The sequence below is a fragment of the Tenacibaculum sp. TB-56 genome (genome assembly GCF_059716275.2).
On sequence record NZ_CM201367.1, the window covers coordinates 941,714 to 960,381 of the forward strand.

15 protein-coding genes are annotated in these 18,668 nt (G+C 33.1%); 11 read left to right on the forward strand and 4 right to left on the reverse strand.

Features of this window, described 5'->3' with window-relative positions; genetic code table 11:
• Positions 1 to 467: 467 nt before the first annotated feature.
• Complete coding sequence (locus AC3VI6_RS04610) at positions 468 to 1,370, reverse strand: DUF8457 domain-containing protein (RefSeq protein ID WP_497705319.1); 903 nt, start codon at positions 1,368 to 1,370, stop codon at positions 468 to 470.
• A gap of 101 nt (positions 1,371 to 1,471) precedes the next feature.
• Between AC3VI6_RS04610 and AC3VI6_RS04615 the strand changes: the two genes are divergently transcribed.
• The 3 genes from AC3VI6_RS04615 to mscL are packed head-to-tail and all read left to right on the forward strand — an operon-like array spanning position 1,472 to position 3,637.
• Positions 1,472 to 2,089 carry a thymidine kinase gene (locus tag AC3VI6_RS04615; protein WP_274635301.1) on the forward strand — a complete coding sequence of 206 codons (618 nt, stop codon included), beginning with the start codon at positions 1,472 to 1,474 and terminating at the stop codon, positions 2,087 to 2,089.
• Positions 2,082 to 3,185 carry an alanine racemase gene (gene alr / locus AC3VI6_RS04620; RefSeq protein ID WP_497705320.1) on the forward strand — a complete coding sequence of 368 codons (1,104 nt, stop codon included), beginning with the start codon at positions 2,082 to 2,084 and terminating at the stop codon, positions 3,183 to 3,185. The genes AC3VI6_RS04615 and alr overlap by 8 nt, the downstream gene beginning before the upstream one ends.
• A 50-nt stretch (positions 3,186 to 3,235) precedes the next feature.
• Positions 3,236 to 3,637: a large-conductance mechanosensitive channel protein MscL gene (mscL, locus tag AC3VI6_RS04625; RefSeq protein WP_274635303.1), complete on the forward strand. Its 402-nt coding sequence runs from the start codon at positions 3,236 to 3,238 to the stop codon at positions 3,635 to 3,637.
• A gap of 48 nt (positions 3,638 to 3,685) precedes the next feature.
• Here the strand turns inward: mscL and AC3VI6_RS04630 are convergent, their stop codons facing one another.
• Positions 3,686 to 4,276, reverse strand: coding sequence for a carboxymuconolactone decarboxylase family protein (locus AC3VI6_RS04630; RefSeq protein WP_497705321.1), 591 nt, complete (start codon positions 4,274 to 4,276; stop codon positions 3,686 to 3,688).
• A gap of 119 nt (positions 4,277 to 4,395) precedes the next feature.
• On the opposite strand from AC3VI6_RS04630, the gene AC3VI6_RS04635 reads away from it, so the two are divergent.
• The 3 genes from AC3VI6_RS04635 to AC3VI6_RS04645 all read left to right on the forward strand — a co-directional run bounded on the left by AC3VI6_RS04635 (position 4,396) and on the right by AC3VI6_RS04645 (position 6,946).
• Positions 4,396 to 4,821, forward strand: coding sequence for an OsmC family protein (locus AC3VI6_RS04635; RefSeq protein ID WP_497705322.1), 426 nt, complete (start codon positions 4,396 to 4,398; stop codon positions 4,819 to 4,821).
• Positions 4,822 to 4,842: 21 nt separating this feature from the next.
• Positions 4,843 to 6,528: a single-stranded-DNA-specific exonuclease RecJ gene (recJ, locus tag AC3VI6_RS04640; RefSeq protein WP_497705323.1), complete on the forward strand. Its 1,686-nt coding sequence runs from the start codon at positions 4,843 to 4,845 to the stop codon at positions 6,526 to 6,528.
• Positions 6,529 to 6,601: 73 nt separating this feature from the next.
• Positions 6,602 to 6,946, forward strand: a complete 345-nt coding sequence (locus AC3VI6_RS04645) for a hypothetical protein (RefSeq protein ID WP_408036943.1) — start codon at positions 6,602 to 6,604, stop codon at positions 6,944 to 6,946.
• 28 nt (positions 6,947 to 6,974) lie between these two features.
• Here AC3VI6_RS04645 and AC3VI6_RS04650 read toward each other — a convergent pair whose 3' ends face one another.
• Entirely contained in the window at positions 6,975 to 8,030 is a 1,056-nt protein-coding gene (locus AC3VI6_RS04650; RefSeq protein ID WP_497705324.1) for an endonuclease/exonuclease/phosphatase family protein, read from the reverse strand.
• A 186-nt stretch (positions 8,031 to 8,216) separates the two neighbouring features.
• Here AC3VI6_RS04650 and AC3VI6_RS04655 point away from each other — a divergent pair, with 186 nt between their 5' ends.
• From AC3VI6_RS04655 to AC3VI6_RS04675, 5 genes are all read left to right on the forward strand, one after another.
• The gene (locus tag AC3VI6_RS04655) at positions 8,217 to 10,973 is read left to right on the forward strand and encodes a carboxypeptidase-like regulatory domain-containing protein (protein WP_497705325.1); all 2,757 of its coding nucleotides are present in this window, start codon (positions 8,217 to 8,219) and stop codon (positions 10,971 to 10,973) included.
• Between the two features lie 13 nt (positions 10,974 to 10,986).
• The gene (locus tag AC3VI6_RS04660) at positions 10,987 to 12,951 is read left to right on the forward strand and encodes a DUF5689 domain-containing protein (RefSeq protein WP_497705326.1); all 1,965 of its coding nucleotides are present in this window, start codon (positions 10,987 to 10,989) and stop codon (positions 12,949 to 12,951) included.
• Positions 12,952 to 13,033: 82 nt separating this feature from the next.
• Positions 13,034 to 13,921 (forward strand): metallophosphoesterase, encoded by an 888-nt coding sequence (locus tag AC3VI6_RS04665; protein WP_497705327.1) that lies wholly within the window; start codon positions 13,034 to 13,036, stop codon positions 13,919 to 13,921.
• Between the two features lie 267 nt (positions 13,922 to 14,188).
• Positions 14,189 to 15,391, forward strand: a complete 1,203-nt coding sequence (locus AC3VI6_RS04670; RefSeq protein ID WP_497705328.1) for a porin — start codon at positions 14,189 to 14,191, stop codon at positions 15,389 to 15,391.
• A 72-nt stretch (positions 15,392 to 15,463) separates the two neighbouring features.
• The gene (locus AC3VI6_RS04675) at positions 15,464 to 17,725 is read left to right on the forward strand and encodes an inorganic phosphate transporter (RefSeq protein ID WP_497705329.1); all 2,262 of its coding nucleotides are present in this window, start codon (positions 15,464 to 15,466) and stop codon (positions 17,723 to 17,725) included.
• A 66-nt stretch (positions 17,726 to 17,791) separates the two neighbouring features.
• On the opposite strand, the gene AC3VI6_RS04680 is transcribed toward AC3VI6_RS04675, so the two are convergent.
• A complete protein-coding gene (locus AC3VI6_RS04680) occupies positions 17,792 to 18,661 on the reverse strand; it encodes an acyl-CoA thioesterase (protein ID WP_497705330.1) in 870 nt (289 codons plus the stop codon).
• Between the last annotated feature and the right edge of the window lie 7 nt (positions 18,662 to 18,668).

The window sequence follows — 18,668 nt, forward strand, 5'->3', positions numbered from 1 at the left end:
ATTATTCTTTAATTTATACAATTAAAAGGGTTACTCATCTAGCCAACAAAAATTATATTGGTTGTAAAATATCTTTTGAAAGGTTATTAAATAACTATTTTAAGTTTAAGAGAGGTAACACGTAATAGTGTTTAAGAGAGGTGCGAGGGCCGTCCAATTTTTAAGAGGTAAGAACTCAACCTAAGGAGCTTGAGCCGATGTAAAATTAAGCATTTAACATAGGTTTAACAACCTAAAATCCTTATACTTTACATAAAAAAGGGTTTTTACCCATAAGAGAATTATCGTCCTACAAGTGGTTTAAATCTTGCGGAGCTTTGAACTTATTTTTAATCGCTATTTTTTTTCAGGGAAAAACCCTTAATTAAGTCAGGTTCTACTATATTTTTTAACATAAAAAAACCATCACCTTTTAATTATAAAGATGATGGCTTTTTGCTTATTTATAAACAAATGTTTATGCTTTCTTATGCAAATCTTCTTTCTATGATTTCTAATAACCTGTTTTCATATTCTTCTTTAGCTGACCAATCATAATCTGGTTTTATCATTTTAGTGATAAACTTTTTCGCTTCTTTTTCTGTTTTAAATGTGTTTAATTGAGAAATAACTCTATTAAAATCGTTTTGATCACCATCAAATAAATGTTTTACAAAAGCAATTCTATCGTTTAAATCAATTTGTATTGTTTTTTGAAAATAGTCATTTACCGTTTTTTTAGGCTCTACTTTCGTAAACAAATCGGTCATTACATCTACCGAAATAGTGTCTTGCAATTCATCTTCTAGAGTTGGTGTTTTTCGTTCTCCAACATCCTTTGGGTCATTTTTCACATCGCTATCACCATGCAATAACACTTCTAGTTCATCAAAAGGTTGTTCTATGATTTCTTCTATAATCGTTTCTTCTTCTATCGCTTCAATAATTTTATCCGCTATTTCATCTGCTTCCTGCTCTAACTCTTCTTTTAGAGCTTCTTCTAAATGATGAACAGCTCTTTCCTTTTCTATAGGTTCTTCTACAGATTTCTCTACATTCAATTCTTGAACAGCTTCTTTTACTTCCTCTTCAACAACCTCTGTAGTATCTTCTTTTGCATCAGGAACAACTATTTCTTTTACTGATGAATTATTAGCCAAAACTTCTTCTTGTTGCTTTTCTTCAGCCAACACTATATCCTGCAACAACTCTTCTTTAGATTTTAATGGATTAGGAGTATTATTTATATACTCTTCTACATACGCTAAAACCGAAAGTTTTTCGTAAACTTCATATGCCTTTTGCTTTAACTCAAACACATCTTCTTTATTTTTCATTTGTAAGATACTGTGTGCTAAACTGGTTAAATCTGATGCTAGTTTTTTGTGCATAAGTTGTCGTTTGATTTGAATTTTTGCTATTAAAATTTAATAAATTTGTTCCTCGTTCGAAAGTAATACAAAAATCAATAATTAGAGCTTAAAATTACAAAATGTTTCTTGAAAATACAGTAAATCACACAGAACAATTTGGTTGGATTGAGGTAATTTGTGGCTCAATGTTTTCGGGTAAAACCGAAGAATTAATTCGTAGACTTAAACGTGCTCAATTTGCTAAACAGCGAGTTGAAATTTTTAAACCTGCAGTTGATACTCGTTATGATGACGAAGAAGTAGTATCGCACAATGAAAATAGAATTCGTTCTACACCAGTTCCTGCATCCTCTAACATTCGTTTATTAGCTAACGATGTTGATGTGGTAGGTATAGATGAAGCGCAATTTTTTGACGATGAAATAGTTGCCGTGTGTAACGATTTAGCTAATAGAGGAGTTCGTGTTATTGTTGCTGGTTTAGATATGGATTTTAAAGGAAAACCATTCGGCCCTATGCCTGCATTAATGGCTACTGCTGAATATGTTACCAAAGTACATGCTGTTTGCACTCGTACAGGAAATTTAGCCCACTATAGTTATAGAAAAGCACAAAGTGATGACTTAGTATTTTTAGGTGAAACCCAAGAATACGAACCATTAAGTAGAGCTGCATATTACAAAGCCATGAAAGAGCAACAAGCTCGTAATAAAGAAGAAGACACCAATAATGAATAACAATCACGTTACCGTTTTAGAAATTGATTCGCAAGCTGTACTACACAATCTTGCTTATTTTAAACAAAAACTACAACCTCAAACCAAAATTTTAGCGGTTGTTAAAGCGTATGGCTATGGAAGTGAATCTGTAGAAATTGCCAAAATCGTACAAGATCAAGTTGATTATTTTGCAGTAGCATATTCAAATGAGGGAATTGCTTTACGTGAAGCAGGAATAACAACTCCTATTTTAGTGTTGCTGCCACAAATTCAGAATTTAGAGGAAATTGTAAAATATCGACTTGAGCCTAGTTTGTATAGTTTCAAAATATTTGATGCTTTTATGAAACTAGCCGATGAAACTCCTTTAATGAATTACCCTATTCATATAAAATTTAATACTGGATTAAACAGATTAGGATTTTGGCATACTGATGTTCCTGCTTTAATTGCAGAACTAAAAAAATCAAACAACGTTAAAGTAGAATCTATTTTCTCTCACTTAGCAGCTAGTGAAGATCCTTATGAACGAGATTTTACGGTTGGACAAATTAACAACTTTGCCTACATAGTAAAACAAGCATACAAGCATTTAGGTTACGAACCTATGATTCATATTTTAAACACTTCTGGAATTATCAATTACCCACAAGCGCAATTTGATATGGTTCGTTTAGGAATAGGATTGTACGGATTTGGAAACGATGAGCAAGAAACCGCTCAATTAAAAAACACCCATACGTTAAAATCTATCATTTCTCAAATTCACTTGATTCAGCCTGGTGAAACAGTTGGTTACAATAGAGCTTTTGTTGCGAATCAAACCACTAGAAGTGCCACAATTCCTATTGGTCATGCGGATGGTATTTCGAGAAGATTAGGTAATAAGAATGGATTTGTTTTCATCAACAATCAACCAGCTCCAATTATCGGAAATGTATGTATGGATATGATTATGGTTGATGTTACAAAAATTGATTGTAACGAAGGAGATGAAGTTATAATTTTCAACCATCAACAACATGTGGAATATATGGCTCACAAGAGTGTAACTATTCCGTATGAAATACTTACTGCTTTATCGCAACGTATAAAAAGATTGGTAAAACGCTAATTTTTTTATACTTTTCAATTCAATTAACTATTAAAATCAAATATATGGGAATGCTTAAAGAGTTTAAAGACTTTGCAATGAAAGGTAATTTAGTTGACATTGCAGTAGGTTTTGTAATGGGTGCTGCTTTTAACAAAGTAGTTGCTTCGTTTACAGGAGGAATCGTTTCTCCATTAATTGGCTTATTATTCAATGCTGACTTTAAAGACTTAAAATATGTAATTAAAGATGGTGTTGCTGATGAAGCTGGAAAAGTAACAGGAGAAGTTGCTGTAATGTACGGTGAATTTTTAACCAATGTTATCGACTTTATTATTGTTGCCTTTGTTATGTTTATGATTGTGAAGGCTGTAAACGCAATGAAGAAAAAAGAAGAACCTGCTCCAGAAGCTCCAAAAGGACCTAGTCAAGAAGAATTATTAGCTGAAATTAGAGATTTATTAAAAAAATAATTCAGTTAAATACTTAATAAAAAAGCTCGCAAATGCGAGCTTTTATTTTTATATATGCTTCCCTTGAGTCCAACCATGTTTTCCTAAATACTGTTCTCCACTTTCAACAGCGCCTTCTTCAATACTTGTTCCCATAGAGTCATTCCATCTATTCAAATATCCGAAGAGAGAAATCACTCCCAGCATCTCAACTATTTCACCTTCATCCCAATACTTATACAACTCTTCTTTTATTTTTTCATCTACCATATTTGGAACCATCGAAGCTGCCAATGAAAAGTCCAACGCAGCACGTTCCGCATCAGAAAATGCTGGATGTGTTTTATACTCCCAAATATTATCTAATTGTTCTTGTTCTGCACCATAACGTTCTGCTGCACGAATAGCATGAGCTTGACAATAGCGACAACCTGTAGCATTACTACTTACCCAAGCAATCATCCGTTTTAAAGCAGAAGTTACGCGACCGTGGTTAGCCATTACCGCTTTATTTAAATTGATAAATGCTATGGAAATTTCTGGTCGTCGTTGCATGGTTAACACTGAATTCGGACAAAAACCTAAGGTTTCATTATAAAAATCAGACAACTGTTTTGTTTCTGCATCATGATTTGGATCTAAAGGAGTTACTAAAGGCATAGTTTTATTTTTTAAGTTTTTAATACTAACTTTTTACTGTAAGTTTGTGTTACTATTTAAACACATAAGTCGAAATACGCATCGGCTTATTGATGCAATAAACAAAAAATTATCAAGATATGGCAACAAACACAGTTACAACCGTTTGGAAAGAAAACATGCAATTTGAAAGCGACAACCCAAGTGGGCATTCAATCGTAATTGACACTTCTGAAGAACATGGAGGAAATAATACTGGGTTACGACCTAAAGCCATGATGCTTTCTTCATTAGCAGGTTGTTCTGGTTTAGACATCGTTCCTATGTTAGAAAAAATGCGTGTAAAAATTGATGATTTTAAAATTGTTGTTACTGGTGAATTAACCGAAGAGCATCCAAAATATTACCATAAAGTTTTAGTGGATTATCATTTTTACGGAAGTGATTTAGACGAGAAAAAAATTAACAAGGCAGTAGATTTATCAATTGAAAAGTACTGTGGCGTTATGGAAATGTTTAGAAAATTTGCTGATGTAACTACCGCTATTCATTTAAATAACAACTAATTTATTTTTGATCAAATTGCTATGCGCTGGACACTAAAACCGCAACCAGATACCACTAAAGTAAAACAATTAGCCAAAGATTTAGCTATAGATACTACCTTGGCTAAAATTTTGGTGCAACGCGGTATTGAAACTTTTGATGAAGCGAAACTATTTTTTCGTCCATCATTGAGCGATTTACACGATCCTTTTTTAATGAAGGATATGGAGCTCGCAGTACAACGTATAGAAAGAGCTATTACTAACAACGAAAATATCTTGGTTTTTGGTGATTATGATGTTGACGGAACTACGGCTGTTTCTTTGATGTCTTCTTACCTAAAAACAATTCACCCTAATATTGCAACCTATATTCCTGATCGTTATGATGAAGGCTATGGAGTTTCTTTTCAAGGGATTGATTTTGCTGAAGACAATGGTTTTTCGCTTATCATAGCTTTAGACTGTGGAATTAAAGCTATTGATAAAGTTGCCTACGCTACTGAAAAAAATATCGATTTTATTATTTGCGACCATCATAAACCTGGAAGTGAAGTTCCAAAAGCTGTGGCTGTTTTAAACCCTAAGCAAGTAGACTGTAACTACCCTTATGATGAGCTTTGCGGTTGTGGTGTTGGTTTTAAATTGATTCAAGCCTTAGCTTCAAAAAGAAATCAAACGATTGAAGATTTAATTCCATATTTAGATTTAGTTGCCACCGCAATTGCCGCAGATATCGTTCCGATGACTGGTGAAAATAGAGTATTAGCGTATCACGGATTACAAGTCATCAATTCACAACCTAGAAACGGTATTAAGGCTATTATTCACCAGTTACAAAAAAAAGAACTTACCATTACTGATGTAGTTTTTATCATCGCTCCGCGAATCAATGCAGCTGGACGAATGAAACACGGAAACTATGCTGTTGAATTGTTAACCGAAATGGATTTTGATTCAGCGATTGAGTTTGCTTCAGCTATTGAAAAATTTAATTCAGACAGAAAAGAACTAGATAAAGCAATTACCCAAGAAGCTTTAGTACAAATTGAAAATAACAACGAACAAGAAAATTACACCACAGTTGTTTTTGATAAAAGTTGGCACAAAGGAGTCATCGGTATTGTAGCCTCTCGTTTAACCGAAACTTACTATCGACCTACGTTGGTTTTTACTAAGAGTGGTGAAAAATTAGCTGCCTCAGCTCGTTCCGTAAAAGGATTTGATGTATATAATGCTTTAGAAGAATGCGCTGAGTTTATCGAACAATTTGGCGGACATAAATATGCAGCGGGGTTAACCTTGTTACCTGAGCAATATCAAAACTTTAAAAATAAGTTTGAAGAAGTAGTTAAAGCCACCATTGATAAAGACTTGTTAACTCCAGAAATTACTATTGATGCTGAGATTGATTTATCAGAAATTACTCCGAAGTTTTTCCGCATCATCCAACAAATGGCTCCGTTTGGCCCACAAAACATGAAACCTGTTTTTACCACAACTGCCGTTAGGGATAATGGCTACGGAAAACAAGTTGGAGCTGACAGTAGTCATTTAAAATTGAATATTATTTATGGTACTGATCAAAAAACATACAATGCAATTGGGTTTGGCTTGGGAGATAAAATAACGTCAACACAAAACGATTTTGATATTGCCTACACTTTAGACGAGAACACTTGGAATGGATATACATCTATTCAACTCATGTTAAAAGATTTGAAATAGTAAAATTCTTATTTTTTATTATTTAGAATAATTCCAAATAAACTTTTATATTTGTTATCAAATAAATATGGTTATGGACGGAATTACTAAAATATACGACAACAGCATAGGTGTTTCTTTTTACTGGGAAGAAAACAAGTCTAACTTGGTTCAATTAATATTTAGAGATGTTGGTTTTCACTTAACAGAACCAGAAATAGAGTTATTCTTAGATAAAGTCACCGACTCAAAACTTCAGAGAAATTGTGGCACTTGCGAGAGAGGTAAAGACTGTAGATCTATTCTACTTCAAACACCTTCTAACAAAGTTAGTATGGCAGTTTCTGCAATTGAATTGTGGCAAATTGATGATCTTTTAAAAGGCACTTTATTTCAATTAAGAATGAACAACTATTTAAACGATATATGTAAAAATTAAAAAGGCTTGCAATTGCAAGCCTTTTCTATTATTTATCTTCTTTAATTAAGTACATGTATACTGGGTAGTGATCACTGTATCCTCCTGTATATCTTCCGTAAGAAAAACTTCTAAAAGGATATCCTTTATATCGACCTTTCTTTTCAGTTAGAAAACGCTTATTGAAAATCCCTGACTTAAACATTTTATAAGTACTAAAATCCTTCTTATCTTCTTTATCAAGCAAAGGAGAGGTAAACATAATTTGATCAAATAAATTAATATTATCTCTATATCCTAACGTATTAAATCCACGACGGAACATATCTTCATACGGATTGTAAATATCTCCTTCTTTTACATTTTTCTTTTTACTCTTGGTTTGTAGAACCGATTTAAAACTAGAATTGATAGGATCGTCGTTAAAATCACCCATAATTAACACCTTCGGGTTTGGGTCATTCTCTTTAATCTTTTCGATAATTTGCTTCACTTTGTAAGCCGCTTTTTCACGTAACGGTCTACTTTTAGCTTCTCCTCCTCTACGAGAAGGCCAGTGGTTTACAATAACGTGAACTAACTCATCATCTAAATAACCTGACACCAATAAAATATCTCGTGTATGAACTTTATAATTTTGATCATAAATATTTGGGTCAAAAGCCTCAAAGTGTATTGGTTTAAAATATCTTGGTTGGTATAAAAGAGCTACATCAATTCCTCTTTTATCTGGTGAATCGAAGTGGATAATGCTATAGCGTTTCTTTTTTAATCTTTCAGAAGCAACTAAATCTTCTAAAACTTTTTTGTTTTCAACTTCAGCAACCCCAAGAATTGCAGGGCTTGTGTTCGCTTTTTCTTCTCCTAATTGTGAAATTACCTCGCCAAGTTTATCTATTTTATCCCAATAAACCTCTTCCTTATCTCCCTTCATTTCCATGATAGGACTTGCTTCATCGTTTTTATCAGGATCATTTTCAGTATCAAAAAGGTTTTCTAAATTATAAAACCCTACAGTTCTAATTTTATATTTCTTTCCCTCTTGTTGTGCGTAAGTAGAAAAACCAACAAAAATTAAAACTAAAAGTGTAGCTATATTTCTCATTTAATAAATTTTACCCTGCAAAAATAAAACAATTTTTCATGTCTATTTTTTATTGTTTTATAATTTATTTATTAATAATACTCCCTTAACTTAAACATAATCAGAAATTTCTTAATTTTGTCACCCTTTGGTTTTTAATAGAATCAGAGGAGTTAACAAATTTAAATATTTTATAAACAATCATTTATGAGAAATTTTACGATGACAATGTTGTTGTTGTTTTTAGGCTTTACAAGCTTAAATGCGCAGAATGTTGTAAAGGGGATCGTAATAAACAGCGATTCTGAAAATCCCATGCAAGGTGTTTCTGTAAGTGTAAAAATTGCTAATGTTTCTAGTGTTACTGACGCTAGCGGAGCTTTTACATTAACTGGTTTACCAGACGGAAGACAAATTGTAACGGTATCATTAAGTGGGTATGAAACCCAAAACTTTCCGGTAGAATTATCTGGAAAAACAGTAGACTTAGGTACTATCTTCATGTACGAAGATATATCTGAAGATCAAGATTTAAGTACTATCACCATTACGGATGATGAGTTGAATGACGACACTAGTGCTGCAGACAACATTTCTGGATTACTACAAGCTTCTAGAGACGTTTATTTACGTACAGCTGCTTTTGAGTGGAGTGGTTCTTTTTACAGAGTTCGCGGTTTAGATTCTGAAAACGGTAAAGTTTTGATTAATGGTATTGAAATGAACAAGTTATACAACGGAAGACCTCAATGGAGTAACTGGGGAGGTTTAAACGATGTGTTTCGTAACCAAGAATTTAGTAATGGTTTAACACCATCTAACTATGCTTTTGGGGGAGTTTTAGGTTCTACCAACATCAACACAAGAGCTTCTGAGTACAGTGAGGGTGGACGTATTTCATACGCTTCTTCTAACAGAAGTTACAGTCATCGTTTAATGGCTACTTATACTTCTGGTTTATTAGCTAACGGATGGGCAATAGCTGCTTCTGGTAGTAGAAGAGCTGGTAACGAAGGGTATGTTGACGGTACTTTTTATGATGCTAACTCAATCTTTTTATCTATTGAAAAACAAATCAACGATGCGCACAGTTTAAATTTAACTGTTATCGCTGCTGAAAACGAGAGAGGAAAATCATCTCCAAACACTCAAGAAGTTTTTGATATTAGAGGAATTCGTTATAACTCTTACTGGGGGTATCAAAATGGAAAAATGAGAAACTCAAGAGTGAAAAGATTATACGAGCCAATTATAATGTTAAACCACTATTGGAACCTTTCTGACAACACAACCTTAAATACAAATATTGGTTATCAATTTGGTGAAATAGGAAACAGTCGTTTAGATTATAATGGAACCAACAATCCAGATCCTACATACTACAGAAAATTACCAAGTTGGTATTTATCAGACCCTAACGGACCTGATTATGAAAATGCATACAAAGCCTTAACCGGCTTCCAAAATGATGGTCAAATTGACTGGAACGAATTATATTTTGGAAACGAAGGAAGTCCTGAAAATGCACGTGCTATTTTATATGAAGACAGAAATGATGATAAGCAATTAACTGCTAACATGATTTTATCTTCTGAATTAAATGAAAATATTACGTTAACAGCTAGTGCTGAATATAGAACATTAAGATCTGAAAATTTTGCTACTCCTATAGATATGTTAGGAGCAATAGGATATTTAGATGTAAATACATTTGGCAGTACTTTTGACCAACAACAAAGTAACTTATTAACTCCAAGCAGGACTGTAGGGTTAGGTGATCGCTTTAAGTACAACTACAACTTCGACTCTGAAGTATATGGAGGGTTTGCTCAATTACAGTTTAAATACAGTAATATTGACTTTTACGTAGCTGGACAAGCAAACAACACTACACATCAAAGAGAAGGTTTATTCCAAAACGGATATTTCCCTACAAATTCTTACGGAAAATCTGATAAGTTAGATTTCTTTAACTACGGAGCAAAAGCTGGAGTTACTTATAAAATTTCTGGTCGTCATTTAATTGATGTAAACGGAGGTTATATTACAAAAGCACCATCTTTACGAAACTCTTTTGCTAACTCAAGAGCAAGCAATGTAACAGTTGCTGATGTTGCTGAATTAAATAGTGAAAAGATTTTATCAGGAGATGTAAGTTATATTTTTAGAAGTCCATTAATCACTTCAAAAGTAACAGGATACTTTACCGATGTTCAAGATGCTACTGAAATTTCTTTCTTCTTTGCTGATGGTATTGGAGGTGATAACTCTGCGTTTATCCAAGAAATTTTAACAGGTATCGATAAAAGACATTTTGGAGTAGAATTAGGTATTGAAGCACAAGTTACTTCAACAATTAAATTAAAAGGAGCGGCTAATATTGGTCAGTACACTTATAACAACAACCCAAACCTTGTTATTACTACTGAAAATGCTTCTGCTCAAGGGTTCGTTAACGGTAAAAGAGATATGGGGACTGCTTCATTAAAAGATTACAGAATTGCAGCTGAACCACAAAAAGCGTACTCTTTTGGTTTTGAATATCGTGACCCTGATTACTGGTGGTTCGGAGCTACAGTTAACTATTTAGACGAAGCTTTTGTGGATGTTTCTCCTATTAGAAGAACTAGCAACTTCATTAATGAAGATGGTGACCTTTTCTTAGACTACGATCCTGTACTAGCTAGAAAACTGTTACAACAAGAGCAATTTGATGATTATTTCGTTGTAAACGCTATCGGTGGAAAATCTTGGAAAGTAGGTGATAATAAATACATCGGGTTATTTGCTAGTATAAATAACATTTTCAACCAAGAATATAAAACAGGAGGTTTCGAACAAGGAAGAAATGCTAATTACCGTGAGCTACGCGACGATAACGCTAACGGAACGCCTTCTTTCGGAAACAAATACTGGTACGGTAGAGGTACTACTTATTTCTTAAACGTAAACTATAGATTCTAAAAAAACATTCAAAATGAAAAAAATAAACTTATATAAGATTTTTGCAATTTTATTTATTGCAATTTCTGTTTCATGTGTTGATAACAACGACTTTGAGTTACCAACAATGGGAGCAGACAAAGAGTACGCTAATTTAAAATCGTTAGATGAAATCATTGCTTTGTACAATGGTTCTCCAGTAGAATTTACTGATGACACAACTGTATACGGTTATGTAATTTCTGATGATAGAGAAGGTAACTTCTTTAAAGTTTTAACTATTCAAGACAAACCAGAAAACCCAACTGTAGGTTTAGAGGTAAAAATAGATGATACCAATTTAAGTGCTCGTTACAATGTAGGTAGAAAAGTTTACATCAACTTAAAAGGTCTTGCTTTAAGTAAATACTTTGCATCTTTTCAAATAGGTAGTTTAAACGGAAACAGTACTGATAGAATTGACACCAATGAATACCTTAACCATATTGAAAGATCTACTGAAATCGTAGATATCGTACCAACTACTTTAACAATTGGTGACTTAACTGATAACCATATCAATACGTTAGTTAAAATTGAAGGTTTACAATCTCAAGAAAAAGGATTAACCTATGCTGATCCAGATCCAAATAATACTTCTTCTGTAAACAGATACTTTACAAGTTGTGAAACTTTTGAGTCTATTATTATGAGAACAAGTGGGTTTGCTACTTTTAAAGCATACCCTATTCCTGATAAAAAAGGAAGTGTTACTGCTATTTTAAATAAATTTAGAAGTGATTACCAGTTATTCATAAGAGATACTAATGACGTTAACTTTACTGAAGAATACGGTTGTAACAACAACCCTACTGAAGCTTCTTTAGCAGAAGTTAAGGCTTTATATGCTGGTAGTGAAACTACAGTAACTCAAAACTTAAAATTAAAGCTTGTAATTACTTCAGACCTTTCTACAGATAACATTTCAAATCAAAATGCTTTTGCTCAAGATGCAACAGCTGGTATTGCTTTACGTTTTAGTGATGCTTACGATTTAAAGTTAGGAGACGAAATAGAAATTGCAGTTGGCGGAGCTAAATTAAGTGAGTATAATGGCTTATTACAGTTAAACGTTTCTCCATCTAATATCCTTAGCACAACAGCTGGAACACTACCTACTCCTGAAATAATTACCATAGCACAGGCTTTAACAGGAGACTACCAAGGAAAGTTAGTACAAATTGAAGGTGTACAGTTCAAAGACAACACTAAAACATATAGTGGTAATAATGAGTTAATTGCTGAATGTGATGGTACTCCATTAATAACGTATGTTAGAAATGATGCTTCTTTTGCAAGCAATAACGTAAGCGATAAAAAAGGAACAATTACAGGAGTAATGTCTGACTTTAATGGAGTTCAAATCTATTTAAGAAATGAAACTGATGTTAACTTTACAGAAGACTATACTACTTGTGGTGGAGGTGGTTCTACTGGTGATGCTGATTTATATATCTCTGAATATGCAGAAGGTAGTAGTAATAATAAATATATTGAGATTTATAATGGCACAGGTGCTGACGTAGATTTAACTAACTATACTGTTGGATTATATGGTAATGGTTCAGCTACTGTGGGTAACACAATCGATTTAAGCACCATTAAAAGTACCTTAGCTGACGGTGAAGTAATTGTAATTTATAATGGAGGAGCTTCTGATGCTGCTATTACTGGTTCAGGAGGAACTACTTCTACTGTAACTTACTTTAATGGAGACGACGCTATCGCTTTATTAAAAAGTGGTACTGTTATAGATGTAGTAGGTAATATAGGAGAAGATCCAGGAAGTGCTTGGGCTGTTGCTGGGGTTTCAGACGGAACTAAAGAACACACTTTAATTAGAAAAGCTTCAATAACTCAAGGTAATGCTGATTGGACTGCAAGTGCAGGTACAGATGCTGACAATTCTGAATGGATTGTTAAAGATCAAAACGATTTTACCTCAATAGGTGTAAGATAATCTATCTTTCAATAAAAATTCAAAAACCCAAGTTCTAGAACTTGGGTTTTTTTATGCATCTTTAGCTAGTAAAATAACACCTATGTTTTCTTCTAACGATAGATTAAACCGCGCTTTTAAAAAAGCAAAAAAACTACCCTTAAACGAAGCATCTAAGTATGTTTTATTTTCCGATTGCCATAGAGGCGATAATAGTTTTGCTGATGATTTTGCTCGTAATCGAAAAATATATCATTTTGCCTTATCTCAATATTTACAAAAAGATTTCACCTATATAGAACTAGGTGATGGCGATGAGTTATGGGAAAACAAATTTGTGAATATTTTTAATGCAAATAAAGATGTGTACTTATTACTTCAAAAATTTCATCTAAAAAATAAGTTGCATTTTATTTGGGGAAACCATGACATGAATTACCGAAAACCCAAAAATGTTAGAAAAAACCTAAGCTATTATTACGATACTATTGATGGAAAAGAAAAAGAGTTGCTCCCTAACGCTTCCTTTTCTGAAGCCATTCGATTAACTCAAGATGACGGAAAATCAATTTTCTTACTTCATGGTCATCAAGCAGATTGGTTTAATTATACCTTTTGGAAATTCAGTCGATTTTTAGTGAAGGTTTTATGGCGACCATTACAAATACACGGAATTAAAGACCCTACAAGTCCCGCTCAAAACTTTAAAGAACTTATAAAAGTAGAACGTCGTTTAGAAAACTGGATAAAAACCAATAATAACCAAATGATTGTTACTGGGCATACACACCGACCTCGATTTCCTTCTTGTGAAGAATTACCTCATTTTAATGATGGTAGCTGTGTTCATCCTAGATGCATTACTGGTTTAGAAATTGAAAACAACGAAATTACACTCATTAAATGGCATTTAGTAACCAACAATAACGGAACCATGCAAATTACACGAACCGTTTTAGAAGGGCCTGAAAAAATAGTAGAATACTTATAAACACTTTTCTACATCAAATTAACCTAAAATTTACCTTGGTAACAGTTTATTAAATTGTACTTAATATTAGAATCAGAAAAAGCCAGTAATTTTGAACTACCTCACTCTTGAGGCGTACAGTCATTATAAATTATTAGTTTTTGTCGACTATTTATCTGACTTACATAATACTGCCTTGCATAAAGGCAGTTTTTTTAATATTCAGTTAACACTTATTTAACATTAGAGCTAGTTATTTGCCGCGACAAAAACTAATAACTAAATCTAATGAACTGTAAAACAGCACTTACAATTGTAAGTATGTTTGTGTTATCTTATACACATGCTCAACAAACAAATGCCCCTAAATTTGGAAAAGGCTTATTTAATTTAACAGGAAAAGACAGCACTTGGTCTATGAATATGAGTGCTAGAATGCAATTTTTAGCAACTGCTGAATGGGATTCTAACAAAGAAGGATTATACAATCCATCATCTTCAATGTTGGTAAGAAGAGCTCGCTTAAAATTTAAAGGATTTGCTTTTTCTCCAAAATTAAAGTACAAATTGGAAATAGGAATGTCTAATAACGATATTAGCGGAGCTTCTGAACACACAGGTAATGCTCCAAGATATATTTTAGATGCCGTGTTAAAGTGGAACTTTCACCAAAATTTCGAGCTTTGGTTTGGGCAAACTAAGTTACCAGGAAACCGTGAGCGTATTATTTCTTCAGCAGACATGCAATTGGTTGATCGTTCTTTATTAAACAAACGTTTTAATATTGACCGAGATATGGGGATGCAATTACGCCACCATTTTAATCTATCAGACAAATTCGTGGTTAGAGAAGCCATAGCAATTTCACAAGGTGAAGGAAGAAATATTACTGTTGGAAATCTAGGTGGTCACCAATATACAGCACATCTCGAGTTTTTACCTTTCGGATTATTTGAAGGAAATGGAGATTATAAAGGAGGCGATTTAAAAAGAGAACAAACACCTAAGTTAGCTATAGGTATGAGTTATGATTTTAACAACAATGCGGTAAAAACAAGAAGTAATCAAGGCACCTATATGGTAAATGATGAAGGTTACTACGAAACAAACATTTCAACCTTCTTTGTTGATGCCATGTTTAAATACAAAGGATTCTCTTTTATGGGAGAATATGCTTACAGAGATGCTGAAGACCCTATTGCAAAAAACTCTGACGGAACACCAACCGATGATGTAGTACAAGTAGGTAGCGCATTAAACCTTCAATCAGGATATTTATTTGACAAAAACTGGGAATTAACTGGACGTTACACCAATGTTTCATTAGATAAAAACATTGTAGGAAAAGGGGTAGAAAACCAATATACATTAGGATTATCGAAATATATAGTAGGACATAAATTAAAAGTACAAACCGATGTTAGTTACCTAGATATACCTACGGAAACCAATCATTTTATGTACCGATTACAAGTAGATATTCACCTATAAATGATAACATAAACATAACATAAGAGCATTCTTGTGTAACTAAATTTGCAAAACTTAATTAAAAACTAAAAAATGGGAGATCCATATATTTTGATGCTAGTCGCACTAGCTGTTTTAGCTATCGTCGACTTAGTTGTGGGAGTTAGTAACGATGCTGTTAACTTTTTAAATTCAGCCATCGGTTCTAAAGCAATTAAAGTAAGAAATATTATGATAATTGCGAGTGTTGGGGTTTTTATGGGAGCCGTAACATCAAGTGGTATGATGGAAGTTGCTCGTAAAGGAATTTTCAATCCTAACATGTTCATGTTCCAAGACATCATGTTTATTTTCATGGCAGTAATGATTACCGATATTTTATTACTAGATATCTTTAACTCATTAGGAATGCCAACCTCAACAACGGTTTCTATCGTATTTGAATTATTAGGAGCAGCTGTATGTATTTCATTAATCAAAATTGCTGCAAACGACTCTCAATCTATTTCAGATATTTGGAACTACATCAACCATAAAAAAGCGGTTGAAATTATAAACGGAATATTACTCTCCGTAGTAGTTGCTTTCTCTGTTGGAGCTATTGTTCAGTTCTTTTCTCGTTTAATTTATTCATTTAATTTTGAGAAAAGACCTACCTATATAAATTCATTATTTGGTGGTTTTGCTATTACAGCGATTACTTATTTTATCATTATTAAAGGTATGAAAGGAACTCCTTTTTACAGTGATGTAAAACATTTAATTGAGGGGAATACTATACTTATTATTGCTGGAAGTTTTGTTTTTTGGAGTGCTATTTCGCATGCTTTAATTCAATTCTTTAAGGTTAATATTTTAAAATTAATCATTGGTGTTGGTACTTTCTCTTTAGCAATGGCGTTCTCTGGTAACGACTTAGTAAACTTTATTGGTGTACCAATCGCTGCATGGAACTCTTACCAAGCTTGGGAAATATCTGGAGTTGCCCCTGACGCATTCTCTATGGGGATTTTAGCTAAAAAAGTACCTTCTAACGTTTGGTTATTATTATTAGCTGGAGCAATTATGGTTATTACCTTATGGACTTCAAGCAAAGCAAAGGAAGTAATTAAAACCGGTATCGATTTATCTCGTCAAGGTGATGGACATGAAAAATTTCAACCAAACCCATTATCAAGAATCGTAGTAAGAAGTGCTATGGGTATCAATGCTGCTATCAGCTATATTGTTCCTCAAAAAACATTAACCTATATTGATACTAAATTTCAAAAACCAGTAATAGAATTACCTAAAGACAAAACGTATGAAATGCCAGCTTTCGATTTAGTTAGAGCTGCCGTTAACTTAATTGTTGCAGGTATCTTAATTTCTATTGCAACTTCTATGAAATTACCTTTATCAACTACTTATGTAACTTTTATGGTAGCAATGGGTACTTCGTTAGCTGATAGAGCTTGGGGACGTGAAAGTGCTGTATATAGAGTTGCTGGTGTTATCAACGTAATTGGAGGATGGTTCTTAACAGCTATTACTGCTTTTGCTACTGCTGCATTAGTTGCTTACTTAATTAGCTGGGATAAAGTAATGATTCCTGTATTGTTATTAGTTGTTGCTCTTTTAATTGCAAGAAATACTTTACAACACAGAAAGAAATCTAAGCAAGAGAAGAAACAAGTGCATATGGAAAGGGCAGAATTAATCACTATTAACGGTGTGATTGAAGAAAGTTCTGACCACATTGCTGAAGTTGCGCAACGTATTAACAAACTATATTCAAGCGTTGTGAAAGATCTAGCTACGCACGATTTAGTAAAGTTGCGTAAAACAGATAAGCACGTTACGAAACTAAACGATGAAATTGATAATTTAAAAGATGGTGTATTCTACTTTATTAAGTCATTAGACGATACTTCTGTGCAAGCAAGTAGATTCTACATCTTAATTTTAGGGTATTTACAAGACGTAGCACAATCGATTAGCTATATTTCTAGAGCTACGTACAAACACGTAAATAACAACCATAAAAACCTTAAAAAAGGTCAAATTAAAGACTTAAAGAGCATCGATAATACTCTTTCTAAATTATTAGAAGATATTAGTGAAACTTTTGAAAATAGAAGTTTTGACAACTTAGAACATATCATTAATGAGAAGAAAGAATTATTAAAAGATGTTTCTCAATCTATTGAAAAACAAGTAGACCGTATTAGAACTGATGAAACGAGTCCGAAAAACACTACATTATACTTTAGTATTTTAATCGAGACACAAGATTTAGTTTCTGGTTTAATGAGTTTATTAGAAACATACGAAGAGTTTCACGTCAGTACAAAATCTGCTGAAATAGACGCTTAACAAATAAAAAACCGAGTTACTAAGTAACTCGGTTTTTTTATTCCTTTTATTTCTTATATAGTCTTACTAGCTTCTTTTCATTGGTCGCATTAATCCTTCTTGAGCAACTGAAGCTATTAATCTTCCTTCTCTAGTATAAATATTACCCATAGCAAAACCTCTAGCTCCAAAAGCATTTGGGCTTTCTATTGAAAATAACATCCAATCATCAAAATTAAAATCACGGTAAAACCACATTGAGTGATCTAAACTAGCCAGTTGAGTATTTCCAAAATTAGCAATACTAGCATTCGGATTTAAACATGCTGATAAAATATTGTAGTCGGAAATATAAGTAAGTATTTGCTGCTTTATTCCTAATGGTAAATCTTTCGCATCTCCTTTCAACTTAAACCAAACATCAACCACAGGTGGTAAATCTTTACGATCTAACGGATTTACTATTTGTACAGGTTTAAAATCTATAGGTCTTTCAATACTTAAAAAATCTTTCATTTTTTGAGGTAGAAAAGCTCCAAATTGATCTAACATATCTGTCCAACTTAACAACTCTTCCGGTTGTTTTATGTCCTTTTTTATTGGTTTTTGATGTTCAAACCCTTCTTCTTCTTTATGAAATGAACAAGACAAAATAAAGATAGTTTTATCTTCTTGATGAGCTGTTACTCTTCGTGTAGAAAAGCTTCCACCATCACGAATAGCTTGTACATTGTATGTTATGGGTAACTCTAAATTTCCCGCTTCTAAAAAATACGAGTGTAGTGAGTGCAAAATACGCTCTTTAGGTGTTGTTCTATACGCTGCATTTAAGGCCTGAGCTAGTACTTGTCCTCCAAAAACATTCGGACTTCCTATATCTCTACTTACTCCATTAAAGTTTCCATTTCCTAAATCGTCGAGGGTAAGTATATTTAATAGTTCTTGAGTGTTTTTCATCTTATTT

Bases quoted from the DNA above. Each gene is read 5' to 3' on its own strand.
- AC3VI6_RS04630 (WP_497705321.1), bottom strand. From the start codon at position 4,276: ATGCCTTTAGTAACTCCTTTAGATCCAAATCATGATGCAGAAACAAAA.
- mscL (WP_274635303.1), top strand. From the start codon at position 3,236: ATGCTTAAAGAGTTTAAAGACTTTGCAATGAAAGGTAATTTAGTTGAC.
- AC3VI6_RS04680 (WP_497705330.1), bottom strand. From the start codon at position 18,661: ATGAAAAACACTCAAGAACTATTAAATATACTTACCCTCGACGATTTA.
- AC3VI6_RS04660 (WP_497705326.1), top strand. From the start codon at position 10,987: ATGAAAAAAATAAACTTATATAAGATTTTTGCAATTTTATTTATTGCA.
- AC3VI6_RS04635 (WP_497705322.1), top strand. From the start codon at position 4,396: ATGGCAACAAACACAGTTACAACCGTTTGGAAAGAAAACATGCAATTT.
- AC3VI6_RS04645 (WP_408036943.1), top strand. From the start codon at position 6,602: ATGGACGGAATTACTAAAATATACGACAACAGCATAGGTGTTTCTTTT.
- recJ (WP_497705323.1), top strand. From the start codon at position 4,843: ATGCGCTGGACACTAAAACCGCAACCAGATACCACTAAAGTAAAACAA.
- alr (WP_497705320.1), top strand. From the start codon at position 2,082: ATGAATAACAATCACGTTACCGTTTTAGAAATTGATTCGCAAGCTGTA.
- AC3VI6_RS04670 (WP_497705328.1), top strand. From the start codon at position 14,189: ATGAACTGTAAAACAGCACTTACAATTGTAAGTATGTTTGTGTTATCT.
- AC3VI6_RS04675 (WP_497705329.1), top strand. From the start codon at position 15,464: ATGGGAGATCCATATATTTTGATGCTAGTCGCACTAGCTGTTTTAGCT.
- AC3VI6_RS04610 (WP_497705319.1), bottom strand. From the start codon at position 1,370: ATGCACAAAAAACTAGCATCAGATTTAACCAGTTTAGCACACAGTATC.
- AC3VI6_RS04615 (WP_274635301.1), top strand. From the start codon at position 1,472: ATGTTTCTTGAAAATACAGTAAATCACACAGAACAATTTGGTTGGATT.
- AC3VI6_RS04655 (WP_497705325.1), top strand. From the start codon at position 8,217: ATGAGAAATTTTACGATGACAATGTTGTTGTTGTTTTTAGGCTTTACA.
- AC3VI6_RS04650 (WP_497705324.1), bottom strand. From the start codon at position 8,030: ATGAGAAATATAGCTACACTTTTAGTTTTAATTTTTGTTGGTTTTTCT.
- AC3VI6_RS04665 (WP_497705327.1), top strand. From the start codon at position 13,034: ATGTTTTCTTCTAACGATAGATTAAACCGCGCTTTTAAAAAAGCAAAA.